Source organism: Achromobacter sp. D7-1 (genome assembly GCF_059760445.1).
The window spans coordinates 45,801-61,986 of the sequence record NZ_JCBAMT010000035.1; the positions used below are offsets into that span (position 1 = coordinate 45,801).

At 66.2% G+C, this 16,186-nt stretch carries 14 protein-coding genes; 7 read left to right on the forward strand and 7 right to left on the reverse strand.

The genetic code is table 11. The annotated features are described in order from the left end of the window. Nucleotides 1–301 precede the first annotated feature (301 nt). The gene (locus AC6LKD_RS16630) at nucleotides 302–2,557 is read left to right on the forward strand and encodes a TonB-dependent receptor (RefSeq protein WP_498116855.1); all 2,256 of its coding nucleotides are present in this window, start codon (nucleotides 302–304) and stop codon (nucleotides 2,555–2,557) included. Between the two features lie 52 nt (nucleotides 2,558–2,609). Here AC6LKD_RS16630 and AC6LKD_RS16635 read toward each other — a convergent pair whose 3' ends face one another. From AC6LKD_RS16635 to AC6LKD_RS16655, 5 genes are read right to left on the reverse strand one after another with little or no spacing between them, the layout of a single operon-like run. Next, complete coding sequence (locus AC6LKD_RS16635; RefSeq protein ID WP_498116856.1) at nucleotides 2,610–3,629, reverse strand: Bug family tripartite tricarboxylate transporter substrate binding protein; 1,020 nt, start codon at nucleotides 3,627–3,629, stop codon at nucleotides 2,610–2,612. Between the two features lie 59 nt (nucleotides 3,630–3,688). Beyond that, nucleotides 3,689–4,462, reverse strand: a complete 774-nt coding sequence (locus tag AC6LKD_RS16640; RefSeq protein ID WP_498116857.1) for an SDR family NAD(P)-dependent oxidoreductase — start codon at nucleotides 4,460–4,462, stop codon at nucleotides 3,689–3,691. Then, entirely contained in the window at nucleotides 4,459–5,178 is a 720-nt protein-coding gene (locus tag AC6LKD_RS16645; RefSeq protein WP_013396605.1) for an SDR family NAD(P)-dependent oxidoreductase, read from the reverse strand. Before AC6LKD_RS16645 ends, AC6LKD_RS16640 begins: the two co-directional genes overlap by 4 nt. A 10-nt stretch (nucleotides 5,179–5,188) precedes the next feature. After that, nucleotides 5,189–6,085, reverse strand: a complete 897-nt coding sequence (locus AC6LKD_RS16650; RefSeq protein ID WP_498116859.1) for an isocitrate lyase/PEP mutase family protein — start codon at nucleotides 6,083–6,085, stop codon at nucleotides 5,189–5,191. A 21-nt stretch (nucleotides 6,086–6,106) separates the two neighbouring features. After that, on the reverse strand, nucleotides 6,107–6,829 hold the full coding sequence (locus AC6LKD_RS16655; protein WP_498116860.1) for a GntR family transcriptional regulator: 723 nt from the start codon (nucleotides 6,827–6,829) through the stop codon (nucleotides 6,107–6,109). 297 nt (nucleotides 6,830–7,126) lie between these two features. Here AC6LKD_RS16655 and acnA point away from each other — a divergent pair, with 297 nt between their 5' ends. The 4 genes from acnA to AC6LKD_RS16675 are packed head-to-tail and all read left to right on the forward strand — an operon-like array spanning nucleotide 7,127 to nucleotide 12,998. Further along, on the forward strand, nucleotides 7,127–9,820 hold the full coding sequence (acnA, locus tag AC6LKD_RS16660) for an aconitate hydratase AcnA (RefSeq protein WP_498116861.1): 2,694 nt from the start codon (nucleotides 7,127–7,129) through the stop codon (nucleotides 9,818–9,820). A gap of 30 nt (nucleotides 9,821–9,850) precedes the next feature. Continuing rightward, nucleotides 9,851–11,212: a dihydroorotase gene (locus AC6LKD_RS16665; RefSeq protein WP_013396601.1), complete on the forward strand. Its 1,362-nt coding sequence runs from the start codon at nucleotides 9,851–9,853 to the stop codon at nucleotides 11,210–11,212. A gap of 33 nt (nucleotides 11,213–11,245) precedes the next feature. Next, a complete protein-coding gene (locus AC6LKD_RS16670) occupies nucleotides 11,246–11,974 on the forward strand; it encodes an isochorismatase family protein (RefSeq protein ID WP_013396600.1) in 729 nt (242 codons plus the stop codon). Between the two features lie 22 nt (nucleotides 11,975–11,996). Beyond that, a complete protein-coding gene (locus AC6LKD_RS16675; protein ID WP_492274041.1) occupies nucleotides 11,997–12,998 on the forward strand; it encodes a CobW family GTP-binding protein in 1,002 nt (333 codons plus the stop codon). Between the two features lie 34 nt (nucleotides 12,999–13,032). On the opposite strand, the gene AC6LKD_RS16680 is transcribed toward AC6LKD_RS16675, so the two are convergent. Continuing rightward, on the reverse strand, nucleotides 13,033–13,839 hold the full coding sequence (locus tag AC6LKD_RS16680; protein ID WP_498116863.1) for an N-acyl homoserine lactonase family protein: 807 nt from the start codon (nucleotides 13,837–13,839) through the stop codon (nucleotides 13,033–13,035). 42 nt (nucleotides 13,840–13,881) lie between these two features. Continuing rightward, on the reverse strand, nucleotides 13,882–14,625 hold the full coding sequence (locus AC6LKD_RS16685; RefSeq protein WP_498116864.1) for a GntR family transcriptional regulator: 744 nt from the start codon (nucleotides 14,623–14,625) through the stop codon (nucleotides 13,882–13,884). Between the two features lie 221 nt (nucleotides 14,626–14,846). Between AC6LKD_RS16685 and AC6LKD_RS16690 the strand changes: the two genes are divergently transcribed. Next, a complete protein-coding gene (locus AC6LKD_RS16690; protein ID WP_013396590.1) occupies nucleotides 14,847–15,260 on the forward strand; it encodes a carboxymuconolactone decarboxylase family protein in 414 nt (137 codons plus the stop codon). Further along, a complete protein-coding gene (locus tag AC6LKD_RS16695; RefSeq protein WP_498116866.1) occupies nucleotides 15,257–16,174 on the forward strand; it encodes an NAD(P)-dependent oxidoreductase in 918 nt (305 codons plus the stop codon). Before AC6LKD_RS16690 ends, AC6LKD_RS16695 begins: the two co-directional genes overlap by 4 nt. Nucleotides 16,175–16,186: the final 12 nt, after the last annotated feature.

Here is a 16,186-nt window from a genome sequence, read left to right on the forward strand (position 1 = left end):
GCGTCCGACTGTCCAGCCCCTTGTTCCGATGGTTGCCCATCGGGAAAGGGGCTTTTTGCCGTCTGAAGCCAGCGGATGCGCGGCGATGGCTGCGTGCTGAAAGCAGTTTTCGTGCTGGAATGTTGTTATTACGCCGCTTTTGCGGCTGCCTTGGCCACTAAATTCCATGAAATTGACATTTTTCTGAATAAAAGCTGACTGTTTGTTGAATGTAAAAATAGGAATGAATATCATTGGCGATCTTATAAAACCAAGAGCGCGCATGGCGCACCCGCCGCGGGGCGGTTCCTGAAAGAGTCCAATGAGCAAAGCAGATAGATCGACGGCCCATGCCAAGGCCGGTGGCAACCCTTCGGCCTCCATTTATGCAGCAATGTGCGGCGCGCTGATGTCGCCGGGCCTGGTCCTGGCCCAGGGCAGCCAGGCGCCAGGCGCAGTGCATCAGTTGTCGCCCGTCCACGTGCAAGGGCAGGCGGTCAGTGACGGCTACGAGGCCAACATCGCCTCCTCTCCCAAGATGACGGCGCCCTTGCTGGATACGCCGAGGTCGGTCACGGTGATCACCGAACAGCTGATGCGCGACCGGGCCGCCACCTCGCTGATGGACGTGCTGCGCACCGCGCCGGGCATTACCTTTGGCGCCGGCGAAGGCGGCACGCCCACCGGCGACCGGCCCTTCGTGCGTGGCTATGAAGCCAGCACCGACATGATGGTCGACGGCATGCGCGACCTGGGACGTTTCTCGCACGAGACCTTCAATCTGGAGTCGGTCGAGATCCTGAAGGGGCCGAGCTCCGCGTATTCCGGCCGCGGGTCGACCGGCGGCAGCATCAACCTGGTCAGCAAGAGCCCCAAGCTGGAGAACTTCGCGGAAGGCACGGTCGGCGTCGGCACCGACGACAACTGGCGCCTGACGGGTGACGGCAATTGGGCCCTGGGCGAAAGCTCGGCGTTCCGCCTGAATTTCATGAAGCAGGGCGGTGACATTCCGGGCCGCAACCACGTCGAAACCGACCGTTGGGGCGTGGCGCCCTCGTTCTCGTGGGGCCTGGGCACGCCGACGCAAGTCACGCTCAGCTACTACCACTTGCAGAACGACGACACGCCCGATCTGGGCATTCCGTTCAAGAACGAATCGCGCCCCGACCGCGTCACTCCGCCCAAGGTGGACCGCGACAACTATTACGGCTTGATCGGCCGCGACTACCGCAAGAACCAGGCCGACATGACCACCCTGATGGTCGAGCACAAGTTCAGCGACAAGCTGAAGCTGCGCAACGGCACGCGCTATAGCGAATCCACCAACGAATACGTGATGACGCGCCCGTCCTTCGACAACTGCGCGGCGCGCGTGGGCGGCAGGCCCAACCCCGCCTATGGCGTGGCGCCCTGCTCGAACGAAGCGGATGGCGTGCAGATGAGCAAGGCTCTGCGCAGCCTGAACCAGACCAACCGCTCCTTCATCAACCAGACCGACATGTTCGGCGAGTTCACCGCCGGCGGGCTGCGCCACAGCTATGTGGCCGGCCTGGAGTTCAGCACGGAAACCATCAGCAAGCGCGATGGCGTGCCGTCGGGCGGCTTCGACAAGACCCTGGTGGACGATCTGTACAACCCGAATCCCCGCCAGCCGTATACCGGCAGCCTGAGCTGGGGGCCGCGCTACGACGCCGCCAAGACCATCACGCGCGCGGCCTACGTGTTCGACACGGTCAAGTTCAGCGAGCAGTGGGAAGCCAACGCCGGCCTGCGCTATGACAACTACCGCGTGACCAGCGGCAATGTCGAGCGTACCGACAATATGTGGAACTACCAGTTGGGCCTGGTCTACAAGCCGGCGCCCAACGGCAGCATCTACGTGTCCTACGGCACCTCGTCCAATCCGTCCGGCGAAACGGCAGGCCAGTCCGGCGGCGCGGACGGCGCGGCAGGCGGCCGCTTGACCGCAGGCACCGCGGCGCTGGCGCCCGAGAAGAGCCGCAGCATCGAACTGGGCACCAAGTGGGATGTGTTCGACGAGCGCCTGTCGCTGACCGCGGCAGTGTTCGAAACCCGCAAGACCGATGCGCGCAGCTCCGATCCCATCACCGGCGACGTGACGCTGTCCGGCAGCAACCGCGTGCGCGGCATCGAACTGGGCGTGGCGGGTTCCATCACGCCCAAGTGGCAGGTCTGGGGCGGCTATAGCTACATGGATCCGAAGGTCACCAGCTACCAGAGCGGCGGCAGCGACTTCAGCGGCAATCAGATGAAGTTCATCGCCCGCCAGAGCGCCAGCCTGTGGACGACCTACAAGTTCCTGCCCGAGCTGACGGTGGGCGCCGGCGCAACCTTCACCGGCAAGCGCTACGTCGACGACGCCAACGTCTACCAGCTGCCTTCCTACTGGCGCTATGACGCGATGGCGGCCTATCAGTTCAACAAGAACTTCGGTCTGCAACTGAACCTGAACAACCTGACCGACGAGACCATCTACGAGGCCTCGCACGTGGGTCTGTTCAGCTACGTCGCACCGGGCCGTTCGGCGATGCTGACCGCCACGTTCCGGTACAACTGACGTGGATCGCGCCAGCCCCGCGCCTGCGGGGCTGGCGCTCCGGCTGCGCGTGTCAGTCGATGCGCGCGCCGGAGATCTTGACGGCCTCGGCCCACTTCGCGATTTCCTGCTGCACGAAAGCCTGGAACTGTGCAGGCGTGGACGGCGTGAACTCGCTGCCGGAGGCGACGATCTTCTCCTTGGTCTTCGGATCGGCCATGACTTCGCGCATGTCGGCCGAGATTTTCTCCACCAGCGGCTTGGGCGTGCCCTTGGGGGCGAAGAAGCCCGACCAGGGCGGCGCGGCATAGCCGGGGAAGCCCTGTTCGGCCACCGTGGGGTAGTCGGGCGCGCTGGCAAAGCGCTCGCCCGTGGTCAGCGCCACGATCTTCAGCTTGCCGCTCTTGGCATACGCCTGGACGGCGGGCAGGCCCGTGATGCCCACCTGGATCTGGCCGCCCAGCAGGTCGGTCACCATTGGCGAGCTGCCGCGGTAAGGAATGTGCGCGATTTCGAACTTGCCCTGATTCTTGATCAGTTCCATGCCCAGGTGCGAGGCCGTGCCGTTGCCGTCCGAGCCATACGAGTAATGGGCGTCGGGTTTCTTCAGCAGGGCGATGAGTTCCTGCAGATTGTTGGCCGGCACGTCGTTGTTGACGATGATGGCGTTGGGATACAGCGTGGCTTGCGTGATGGCCTCGAAATCCTTGATCGGGTCATAGCGCATGTTCTTGTAAAGCGAGGTGTTGATGCCGTGCGAACCGGTCACGCCCAGCACCAGGGTGTAGCCGTCGGGCGCGGCGCGCGCCACGTATTCCGAACCGACGTTGCCGCCCGCGCCAGGTTTGTTTTCCACCACGACCGGCTGCCCCCACTTCTTGGAGAGCCCCTCGGCCACCAGGCGCGCGGTGATGTCGGTGGCGCCGCCGGCCGGGAAGGGCACGACGATGGTGACCGCGCGCGTGGGGAAGTTGTCCGTGCCCTGCGCAAAGGTGGGGGCGGCGGCCAGCCCGATGGCGCCGGCGAGTAGCGCCAGCATGGTGCGGCGGGTGGTTGGCCGCGAGTGCGTTAGGGAGGTAGTCGAGTACTTCATGGTTCAAGCCCCTTGTAGTGTGATGTAAGCCGTGCGTGAAGTGGGTGGCGGCGATCGCGCTATAGCGCCGTGTATCCGCCGTCCGCGCGTATGTCCGCGCCCGTGATGAACGAGGCGGCATCGCTGATCAGGAAAACTGCTGTTTGCGCGATTTCGTCGGTGGTGCCGAGGCGTCCGGCGGGATACTTGGCCGACAGCGCGGCGCTGGCGGCTTGCGCGCTGCCGTAGCGCGCGACCAACCGGCTGGTGAGCACCGCGCCTGGAGAAAGGCTCAGGCCGCGGATGCCGTCGGCCGCATGGTCCACCGCGATGGCGCGTGCCAGCGCGATCAGGCCGGCCTTGCTGGCGCCATAGGCGCCGCGGCCTGGCGCGGCCACGCTGCCCAGCTGCGACGCGATGTTCAGCACCACGCCGCCGCCGGCCCGCGCCATGTGAGGGATGGCGTACTTGCTCATCAGCCACGCGCCGGTCAGGTTCACGTCCAGCGCCTGTCGCCAATGTTCCAGCGTCAAGTCCGCGACCTTGTTGCCCGGCGTGACGGTGGCGGCGTTGTTCACCAGAGCGTGGATGGCGCCCCAGTGCGCGGCGGCATGTTCGATTGCGTCGCGGGTGGCGTCCGCATCGGTCACGTCGCAGACGCGCGTCAGCACGCGGGCATCCGGCGCGCCCAGTGTCTGGCGGCATTGCGCGAGCGATTCCAGATCCCGGTCCAGCAAGGCCACGCGGGCGCCGGCAAGCAGGCAGTGCGCGGCGATCGCCTGGCCCAGTCCGCCGGCCGCGCCGGTCACGATCACGGTCTTGCCATCCAGTGCGGGTGTGGCTGTCGTCGTCATAGCGGCATCGTTCCCAGCGAGGCGCCGCCGCAGACATAAAGCGTCTGTCCGGTGATGGCGCCGGCCTGCTCGCCCAGGAAGAAGGCGATGGCCGCGGCGACTTCGCGCGCTTCGATCAGGCGTCCCAGGGGCAGATCGACCCGCGGCGGCGCGCCGCGCTGCGGGTCGTGCAGCATCGGGGTATCGACCGCGCCAGGCGCGATCACGTTGACGGTAATGCCGCGGCCGATGAGTTCGGCCGCCAGGCTGCGCGCCAGGCCTATCTGCGCGGACTTGGTCGCGGCATAGGCCAGGCGCTGCGCGCGTCCCAGCACGGCGCGGCTGGACACCAGTGCGATGCGGCCGCGGCCGTCCGGCAGTTGCGGCGCCAGCGCGCGGACCAGCGCCATCGGCGCGGCCCCGTGCAGCTGCCACAGCAATTCCGTGTCTTCCGGGCGCGTATCCAGCGCGCCGCCGGTGCGCACCACGCCGGCGCAATGCGCCAGCGCGGTCGGGGCGCAGTCGTCCAGCAGGGCGCACAGGCCGCGCAGCGCGGTGGCGTCGGCCAGATCGCAACGCAGATGGCGATACTGCCCATGGTCCAGGATGGCGGCAGGCGCGATGTCCACGCCCGTCACCCGCCAGCCGGACGCCAGCAGCAGTTCGGCCAACGCCAGGCCGATGCCGGACGATGAACCCGTCAGGACGCAATGCGCCTGCGCATTCCGCTCAGTCATGGCGAGGTACTCAGTCGGCCAGCGTCGTCAGGCGCTTTTCCATGGCGCGCATCTGCTCGTAGCCCATCAACTGCATGATGTCTTCGATGCCCACCAGCAGGTCGGGGCGGTCGGCGGGTTCACCGCTGGCGATCACGCCCTGCATCACTTGCAGCGCCTGTCGCATGCCATATATGGCGGCGGCCGGCAGCATGCGCGGCAGGCTGATGCGCTTGACGCCGATTTCCTTCAGGCGCGGCAGGGGGATCAGGGGCGTCGTGGGGCGGTTGCGGATGCCGAATCCCATATTGATGCTGACCGGGATGCCGGCGGCGTCCACCAGGCGCTTGATGTCGTCTTCGGTGCGCACGGCGTCGGGGAACAGCATGTCGGCGCCGGCGCGGGCATAGGCGCGGGCGCGCTTGACCGCGCCTTCAATGCCTTCGATCGCGAGGGAGTCGGTGCGAGCGATGATGACGAAGTCATCGTCGCGCCGCGCCAGGCAGGCGGCCTCGATCTTCTTGACCATTTCCGCCTCGCTCACCACGTCCTTGCCGGGCATGTGGCCGCAGCGCTTGGGGCTGACCTGGTCTTCGAGGTTGATGCCGGCGACGCCGGCTTCCTCGAACATCTGCACCGTGTGATAGACGTTCACGGGGTTGCCATAGCCGGTGTCGGCGTCGGCCGTGAGGGGGATGGAGACGGAGCGCGCCAGGTGGCGGCAGTGGGTGACGTTTTCCGACAGCCCCATCACGCCGATATCGGCGATGCCCAGCAATGCGTTCGACACGGCCGCGCCGCTGGTGCAGGCGGTCTTGAAACCCGCGGCTTCGACCAGGCGGATGCTGTATCCATCGTACACACCGGGGGAGACGATGAAGGGTTCGTTCTTCAGCAATTGCCGGAACTGGTGGCGCGGGTTGTTCATGTCGTACTGCTCCAAAGAGTGTCAGGCAGCGGAGACGGGGTGCCCGGCGATGCCGGACGCCCCTTCCGCCAGATGTTCAAAAAGATGTTGCGCCGCGCGTTCGATGTGCGAGCGCATCAGCGATTCAGCCAGTTCGGCGTCGCGCGCGCGGATTGCACGAAGGATTTGCCAGTGCTCGGCGTAGGCGTCGTCCTTGCGCTCCAGCACCGTGCCGGAGTGCCGGCGGTAGACGCGCAGCAGGTGATAGAGGTCGCCGCAAAGGGCGTTGATGATGCGGTTGTTGCCGCTGGCGCGCACGATGCGCTCATGGAAGTCGAAGACACGCGGCGCCGCGGCGCCGCCATTGGCGGCCTCCAGGCGGCGCTGGCGATCCTGCTCCAACTCGGCCAGCAACTGCGCGATTTCCGCATCGCTCATGCGGCGGGTGGCCAGGTTGCAGGCCACACCTTCAAGCGCCATGCGCATCTGGAACAGTTCCAGCGCGGACTCCGCCGATAGCGTCACCACGCGCGCCTTGATATAGGGCTCGCGCGTGATCAGCTGGATCCCTTGCAGGCGGCGCACCGCCTCCCGCACCGGACCGCGGCTGACGCCGAATTCCTGGGCCAGCGCGACTTCATTGATGACGCTGCCCGGGGCCAGCCGGCCTTGGTAGATGGCATCCAGCACCTGGTCGAAGACCACGTCGGCCAGCGGGCCGGTGGCGTCTTCCTTGATGGCGATGGAGGTCGTGACGGTGTTCATAGTGTTGACAGCCTATCAAAGAGATCTAAAAAGTGTCAACTCTTTTGGAGTTGGGATTGTTTTGAATGCAGGCCTGGTTTGCCTGGCCTATACGGATAATTTGTCTATTTTACCGAGAAATTTACGGGTTATCCCTGAGTCTGAGTGGAGGATTAATCTATCTACACTTGCGTCAGAACTCCACGGAACTGTTTTTGGTGAGTCTTTTTCTGCTCGGTGTCTCTGCTGTAGTGTTGACACTATTGTTTCGCAAGCCGTAAGATGGACCCAGTTGAGATTTTCCCGATTACCGCTGCCATGATCCAGTCTTTCTCCTGTTGCGGCAGGACGCTGCGCTACGCGGACCTGTCCGCTGCCGCCCTTGCGGCGGGCCGCGACATCGCCGCGTATCCCTATGTCATCCGCGTGTTGCTGGAGAACCTGCTGCGCCACCGCGCCTGGGGCGCTGCCGTTTCCGAAGAAGAAATCGGCAGGCTCTGGGATTGGCGCGAACATCCCGGCGCCGACTTGCCGCTGCATGTGGCGCGGGTGATCCTGCCCGATTCCAGCGGCCTGCCGGTGCTGCAGGACCTGGCGGCGTTACGTGACGCAGTGGCTCAGGCGGGCGGGGATGCGGCGCGGGTGGACACCCGGATTCCCGTGGACCTGATCGTGGATCACTCCCTGCAGGTCGACCATTGGGGCGACGCGGGCGCGGTGCAGCGCAACCTGCGCCGTGAATTCGAGCGCAACGACGAGCGCTACCGGTTCCTGAAGTGGGCGCAGCAGGCCTACCAGGGCCTGCGCGTCATCACGCCCGGCATCGGCATCATCCATCAGGTCAACCTGGAGTACCTGGCGCCGGTGGTCGCGCGCCAATCGCGTCCGGATGGCGACTGGGCCTACCCCGATTTCGTCATCGGCGGCGACTCCCATACCCCCATGGTCAACGCCTTGGGCGTGCTGGGCTGGGGCGTGGGCGGCATCGACGCCGAGGCGGCACTGCTGGGCCATGCCTACACCTTTCCGATTCCGGAGGTAGTGGGGGTGCGGCTGCGCGGCGCCATCGAGGCGCCCGCGCTCACCACCGACGCCGCCCTGCTGATCACACAGCAATTGCGCGCGGCGGGCGTGGTGGGTTGCATGGTCGAATTCTTCGGCCCCGCGGCAGAGGCGCTGGGCGTGCCGGAACGCGCCACCATCGCCAACATGGCGCCCGAGTACGGCGCCACCTGCGGATTTTTCCCGATCGACGCCCGCACGCTGGACTATGCCCGCATGACCGGGCGGGGCGAGGAACAGCTGGCGCTGATCGAAGCCTATGCGCGCGCCAACAGCCTGTGGCGCGAAGCCGGCGCAGCCGCACCGGCCTATAGCCGGGTGATAGAGATCGACCTGTCGGCGGCGCGCCCCAGCGTGGCTGGTCCGCGCCGGCCGCAGGACCGCATGGACGTGGGCGACGTCGCGGCGGACTTCCGCCGTCGTCTGAACATGTCGCTGGCCGAAGGCGGATTCGGCGTGGAGGCGGCGACCGCGCACCCGCCCAGCCGCGCCTCCCTGGGCCACGGCTCCGTGGCGCTGGCGGCTATCACTTCCTGCACCAATACCTCCAATCCCAGCGTGATGCTGGCAGCCGGCCTGGTCGCGCAAAAGGCGCTGGCGCTGGGCCTGACACCGCCTGTCTGGGTCAAGCGTTCGCTGGCGCCGGGTTCGCGCGCCGTAACGCGCTATCTGGAATCGGCCGGCCTGCTGGCGCCTTTGCAGGCGCAAGGTTTCCACGTGATCGGCTATGGCTGCACGACCTGCGGCGGCAAGTCCGGCCCGCTGGATGCCACGGCGGCCGATGCCATCGCCGAAGGCGGCCTGGTGGCGGCCGCGGTGCTGTCCGGCAACCGCAATTTCGAAGGGCGCATCCACAAGCTGCTGCGCGCCAACTACATAGGCTCTCCTGCAATGGTGGTGCTGTATGCGCTGGCCGGCAGGATCGATGTGGATTTCGAACATGAGCCACTGGGTCCGGGCGCCGATGGCGTACCCATCTATCTGCGCGATGTCTGGCCCAGCCAGGAGGAGATCGCAGCCTTGCTGCCGCTGGCCGCGGACCCGGCGTTGTTCGCCGAGGTCTATGACCCGGCCAGCCTGGACAGCGCCATCTGGCGCGACCTGCAGGCGCCCTCGGGACTGCGCTTCCCCTGGGATCCGGAATCGCAATACCTGGTCGAGCCGCCTTTCTTCAAGACCGAGCCTGGCCGCGATGCGCTGGCCGACCTGGAAGCCAGCCTGACGCGCGGCCGCGTGCTGGCCGCGTTCGGCGATTCGCTGACGACCGACCATATCTCGCCCAGCGGCGAGATCCCGGCGGACACCCCGGCCGGCGCGTACCTGATCGACAAGGGCGTGACGCCGCGCGATTTCAACACCTATGTAGCGCGCCGCTGCAATCACCATGTGATGACTCGCGCCACCTTCGCCAACATCCGCATCAAGAACGCCATGGTGCCCGGCGTGGAAGGCGGCGTGACCCGCCATTACCCCAGCGGCCGGCGCATGGCGGTGGTCGACGCGGCGCAAGCGTATCGCGCCGCAGGCGAGGCCAGCGTGATCCTGGGAGGCAAGGACTACGGCATGGGCAGCAGCCGCGACTGGGCCGCCAAGGGCTCGGCGCTGCTGGGCGTGCGCGCCGTGATCGCGGAATCCTTCGAGCGCATCCATCGCGCCAATCTGGTGGGCATGGGCGTGCTACCGCTGGCGTTCGTGGCGGACGAGGGCTGGCGCCAACTGGGTTTGACCGGCGCGGAAAGCCTGCGCTTCGAGAACGTGGCCAAGGGTGTGCTCCAGGGCGAGCCCATCACCGTCATCGCCGAGGACGGCGAGCGCCGCATCGTCTTCCATGCCTACGCCCAGGTCCTCACGCACGCCGAACGCAAGCTCATGGCGGAAGGCGGCATCCCGGCCAGCGTCCTCAACGGCTTCTTGAACGACACGGAGGCCGCGGATGCGGCCCATTGCTGACAACGCGCATCACTCAGGACACACGACATCATGCTGGATCTGCTACTCACCAATGCAAGACTGTTTTTGCCTCAGCAGGGCCTGACCGAAGGCGTGCTTGGCGTCATCGATGGCCGCATCGCCATCATTGCCGAGCCGGGTACGCCGCTGGAAGCTCGCGAGACCATCGATTGCCAAGGGCTGTGGGTACTGCCGGGACTGATCGATCCGCACGTGCATTTCGGCTTTGGCTCGCCCGAGACCGACTTCGAAACCGAGTCGCGCTTCGCCGCGCTGGGCGGCACCACCAGTGTGTTGTCGTTTCATCGCTCGGCGGACATCCGTGAATCCTTTGACAAGGTGCGTGACCGCGCCCTGTCGCAAAGCTGCGTGGATTTCGGCTTCCATTTCGGCATCACCAGCAATCTGCATGTGGAGACGCTGGAGGAAATCTCGCGCCGCTTCAATGTGAATTCCTACAAGCTCTACATGATGTACAAGGGCGCGGCGGGCCTGTCCAAGGGCTTTACCGACATTGACGACGGCCTGCTGTATTCGGCGCTGCGCGCCACCGCCGCGATCCCCGGCGCGATCATGGGCGTGCACTGCGAAAACGTCGAAGTGATTCCGGTCCTGCGGGACCCGCTGCGAGCCGCGGGCCGCGACGACCTGAAGGCCTGGAACGAACAGAGCCCGGACTTCCTGGAAGCGGAAAACGTACACCGCGTCTGCTACTTCGCCGCCAAGACCGGCGCCGCGGTCAACATCGTGCACCTGAGCAGCCGCGAAGCGCTGGACGAGGCGCGGCGCCACCGCCGCACGCCGGACGCGCCGCCCATCTACGTCGAGACCTGCCCGCACTACCTGTTCCTGAACGACGAATCGCCTGCCGGGACCTATGCCAAGGTCAACCCGCCGGTGCGCGGGCAAGGCGATGTGGACGCCATGTGGGAAGGCGTGCTGGACGGTTCCATCACCACCATCGGCACCGATCACGTGCCGCGCAAGCGCGCCACCAAGGACACGGACATCTGGGCTGCCAGCAACGGCTTCCCCGGCACCGGCCTGATGCTGCCGATCCTGCTGCACGAGGGCTACCACCGCCGCGGCGTGCCGCTGGAAACCCTGATGAAGGTCTGCACCGAAAACTCTGCCCGCATTTATCGCATGCCGGGCAAGGGCAGCATCGAGATCGGCAAGGACGCCGACCTGGTTCTGGTGGACCCGGACCTGGAGCGCACCGTCGATCCCGCCACGCTCGAATCCAATTCCGATTATTCGCCCTACGAGGGCATGACCCTGAAGGGCTGGCCCGTGCGCACCCTGGTGCGCGGGCGCACCGTGGCGCTGGACGGCCGCATCACCGATGCCGCGCGCAGCAACCCGGGCGGCCGCTATCTCAAGCGTCTTTGAACTGAACCTACTCTCTTTCTGGCAGGCATTACCATGAGCGAAACCAAGCGAATCTGGGACGACTTTCTGACCGAGCGCGACAAGCAGGTGCTGGCGCAGGCCGGTTACGGCAAGCGCGGCGGCTTCGGCAAGCGGCCGGCCCTGTTCATCATCGACGTGCAATACAACTTCTGCGGCGACACGCCCGAAGACATCCTGGAAGGCCTGAAGCAGTACCGCACCCACTGCGGCCGAGAAGCCTGGGACGCGGTCGCGCATATCGTGCCGCTGCTGGAGCTGGCGCGCGACAAGAACATTCCGGTCTTCTACACCGAAAGCGGCCGCCGCGCCGACTTGCTGGACAGCGGCGTGCAGGTGGGCAAGAACCATCGCGGCGGCGAAAAGACCGTGCTGGCCAATACCCACGCCACCCAGACCGTGGAGCCGCTGGCGCCGCGGCCGCAGGACATCCGCATCACCAAACAGAAGCCGTCCTGCTTCTTCGGCACCATCTTCATGAGCCACCTGAACTTCCTGGACGTGGACACGCTGATCCTGGTGGGCTGCACCTCGTCGGGATGCCTGCGCGCCACCACGGTGGACGCCTATTCGTACAACTTCAAGGTCATCATTCCCGAAGAGGCGGCGTTCGACCGCTTCCAGGCCAGCCATGCCATGAGCCTGTTCGACCTGAACTGCAAGTACGCCGACGTGATTCCGTCGCGCGAGGTGCAGGACTACCTGCGCAACCTGCCCGCGCCTGCCGGCGCGGACCAGGCCTGAAGCGCGACAGGGAGCGCGCGTCATGGCCGTGACTGCCGCCGGACCGCTGCCGGTCTATTTGCTGACGGGCTTCCTGGGCAGCGGCAAGACCACGCTGCTGTCGCGCCTGGTGCGCAGCCCGCGCTTTGCCGACACGGCAGTGATCATCAACGAGTTCGGCGAGATCGGCCTGGACCACATGCTGGTGGGCCGCGCCGACGACAGCGACGTGGTGTTGCTGGATTCGGGCTGCCTGTGCTGCGCGGCCACCAGTTCGCTGCAGGACACGCTGGAGTCGCTCTATTACCGGCGCCAGCGCGGGGAGATTCCCGCCTTTACGCGGGTGGTGGTCGAAACGTCCGGGTTGGCGGATCCCTGCCCAGTCATCAACACGCTGGCGGCGGATCCGCTGATCGCCCGGCATTATCGCTTCGGAGGCGTGGTGGCGACGGCCGACGCGCTGCACGGCATGGTGACGCTGGACGCCTATCGCGAAGCCAGCACCCAAATCGCCATCGCCGACCGAATTGCGCTGACCAAGACCGATCTGGCCGATGAGGCCGCCATAGAGGCGCTACGGTCTGCGTTGCGCGGCTATAACGCCAGCGCACCCATCCGCGCGGTGTCGCCGGATACCGTGGATGAGGATGCGCCCGCGCTGTTTGATGGACTGCGGCCCGAGCATCTGGACGCAGCCGTGCTGACGGCCGCGGCGCCGCTCGCCGCAGGGCCGCTGGCGCATGTGCTGCGCTATGGCATCGTGTCCTACGCCTTCCCGCAGAGCCGGCCGGTGGGTTGGGAAGACTATGCGCGCTGGACCCGGCACATGCAGCGCCATATCGGTGACCGCCTGCTGCGCGCCAAAGGCTTGCTGCGCTGGACGGACGGCACCTTGCGCGCGGTGCACGGAGTGCGGCACGTATTTGCAACGCCCGAGCCTGTCACCGTGCCGGAAGGCGCGGGGCAGACGGGCGCCATGGTCCTGATCGTGCAGGACCTGTCGTCCGAAGAAGTGGACGAGGCGATGCGGCCGCTGGATTTGTGAGTTTGTCCGGCAGCCGCGCCTGGGGCGATCGCGCTCAGGGATGCTTGCCGGCGCCACCCAGATGCAGCGCGACCACTTCGGTATCCATGCCAGCCAGGCCCGGATACCGCGCCCTGACCTGAGGATCGTGTCCCGGCACGATATGGTCCGGCGATTCCGCGAACTTCAGCAGGATCTCGTAGCCCGCCAGCATGTCGGCAACGTTGTCGACGATGGGAAACGGCGCGTCCCGCCCCATGTTGTCGTAGTAGTGGCTGGCGTCCGAGGCCAGCACCATCCAGCCGCGCGCCGTGTGCACGCGCACGGCCTGCAGCCCGCGCGTGTGGCCGCCGATGTGCAGCAGTTGCAGGCCCGGCGCGATCTCGTCGTGGCCGTGGTAGAACGCCACGCGCTTGTCGTACACGCCCCGCACCACGTCGACTACGTCTTCCACCGCGTAGGCGTGGCGCAGCATGTCGAAGCGCATATTGCAGCCGCAGGCATAGTGCAGCTCGCTTTCCTGGAGGTGCAGGCGGGCGTGCGGCAGCTTGCGGATGTTGCCCGCATGGTCGTAGTGCAGATGCGTAACGATGACGTCGCGGATGTCGGCGGGCGCGATGCCCAGCTTTTCCAGCGCGTCTATCGGGCAGCGCAGGAACTCGCGGCCGCGCGCCCGGGCCGCCTCTTCATTGAATCCGGTGTCGACGAGATAGACGCGTGCGCCATGGCGGATGACCCAGACGAAATAGTCCATCGGCATCGGGCCGTCGTGCGGGTCTGGGGGCGTGATGAAGTTCTGGCCGCGCCGGCGCGCCACCGTGGCGTAGCGCAGGGCATAGACTTCGTAGCGGGGCAGCGTCATGCGATGGCTCCGGGTGCGCGCAGGACGTACAGGATGAACCCGCTATCCTGCCGAGCCGGGCTTGCCCCGCCCCTTCCTTGTCGGGCGATCGTCTTCATTGTCGGAAGTCTCCTGTTGCTGGCGCTTGAGCACTTCGAGCGCGGTGCGTTCCGCGTTCACGATGTGGCTCTGCGCGGCGCTTTGCGCGCCTTGCGGGTCCCGAGCCTGGATGCGCTCGTAGATCAGATCGATTTCGGCCATGCTTTCCGGCAGGCGCTCGGCGCGCGCGAACGACGTGGCGCGCAGCAGGTTGATGCGCGATAGCAGTCCGGGCAGCATGTCCTTGACCAGATCGTTGTCGCAACCGCTCAGCAGCACGTCGTAGAACTCGCGCTTGGCGGCCAGCAGGGCTGACTTGTTGCTGCCCTTGGCCTGGCGGTGCAGGGCTTCCACGGCTTTGCGCAGGCGCTCGACGTCGCCGTCGTCCGCCAGCCGCGCGAATTCATGCGCGGCGTAGCCCTCCAGCAGGGCGCGCAGGGCGTACAGGTCGCGGGCAGCCTTTTCGGTGATGCGCACCACGGTGGGGCCGCGATGCGGTTCGATGGAAATCAGGCGTTCGGCCTCCAGTGTGCGCAGCGCCTCGCGCAGGGTACTGCGGCTGATGCCGAGCTGATCGCACAACTCCTGTTCGCGCAGACGCTCCCCGCCCTTGATCCGGCCATCCATGATGGATGCGCGCAGGAACTCTTCCACGCGGATGCGCAGGGTGCTGGGTTTCTCGAATACCGCGCCTGTCTGGCTGGCCATGGTTGTCTCTCGCCTTAAAAGACGCAATATATCCCGCCGGCAGACCGTGCCGCCGGCCCGGCGCATGCGGCGCATTATTGTGCCGATTTTTTTTGTAGTCAAGAATATTGTCTGACAATCAGACTATTGACGATTTCAGGAAAATTGCCGGACAATCAGACAAAATAAATCCGATGGGCCGCTGACCTCGCAGCCCGTCACCCCATCACAAAGAGGAACTCATGGCAGACATCAAATCCGAAACCCAGGCCCTGTTCGACCAAGGCCTGAACCTGCGCCGCGAAGTGCTGGGCACCGAGTACGTGGACGGCTCCCTGGCCCGCGCCAACGACTTCATGATGGCCTTTCAGAACATCACCACCGAGTGGTGCTGGGGCTACACCTGGGGCCGTCCAGGGCTGGAAAAGAAGACCCGCAGCATGCTCAACCTGGCGATGCTGACGGCGCTGAACCGCCCGGCCGAGATCAAGCTGCACGTCAAGGGCGCGCTGAACAATGGCGTGACGGTCGAGGAGATCAAGGAGATCCTGCTGCAGGCCACGGTTTACTGCGGTATCCCTGCAGGGCTGGACGCGTTCAAGGTCGCCAACCAGGTGCTGGAAGAAGAGGGCGCCTTCAAGGAGTCCAAGGCATGAGCGCCCCGCAAGAGCGGGTGGGCCTGATCGGCATCGGCAGCATGGGCTGGCCCATGGCGGCCCGCCTGGTGCAGGCTGGCTTTGCGGTCACGGTGTTCGACGCCGTGCCGGGCCAGGCCGCGAAGTTCGCCCAGGAAGTGGGCGGCCAGGCCGCCGCCACCTGCGCCGAACTGGCGGCGCAGTCCGACATCATTTTCACCATGCTGCCCACCAGCGCGATCGTCGAGCAGGTGCTGGGCGGCGAGCAGGGCGTGCTGGCGGGCTTGCGCCCGGGCGCTGTCGTCGTGGACATGAGTTCCGGCGTGCCGGCGCATACACAGCGCCTGGCGCAGGCGGTGGCTGCCGCCGGGGGCGTCATGGTCGACGCGCCGGTTTCCGGCGGCGTGCCGCGCGCCCACACGGGCGAGCTGGCCATCATGTACGGCGGACCCGCGGCGACGCTGGAGCGAGTGCGTCCGGCCCTGTCGAGCATGGGCACGACGATCACGCCCGTGGGTGAGGTGGGCAGCGCCCACGCCATGAAGGCGCTGAACAACCTGGTGTCGGCCGGCGGCTTCCTGATCGGGGTCGAGGCCATGCTTATCGGGCAGCAGTTCGGCCTGGATCCGAACGTCATCGTCGACGTGCTCAATGCGTCGACCGGCATGAACAATTCGACCCAGAAGAAGTTCAAGCAATTCGTGCTGTCGCGCCAGTTCAATTCCGGCTTCGGCCTGGACCTGATGGTCAAGGACCTGGGCATCGCGCTGGGCATCGCGACCGATACCGGCACGCCCACGCCGTTCGCGTCGCTCTGCCGCGAACTGTGGGCCTCGGCCGGCAAGACGCTGGGCAAGGGCCAGGATCACACCGCCGTCGCGCGCCTGTCCGAGCAACTGGCCGGCGTCGAGCTGGGCGCCCGTCAGAAAGACTGACCGAGTTGCGGC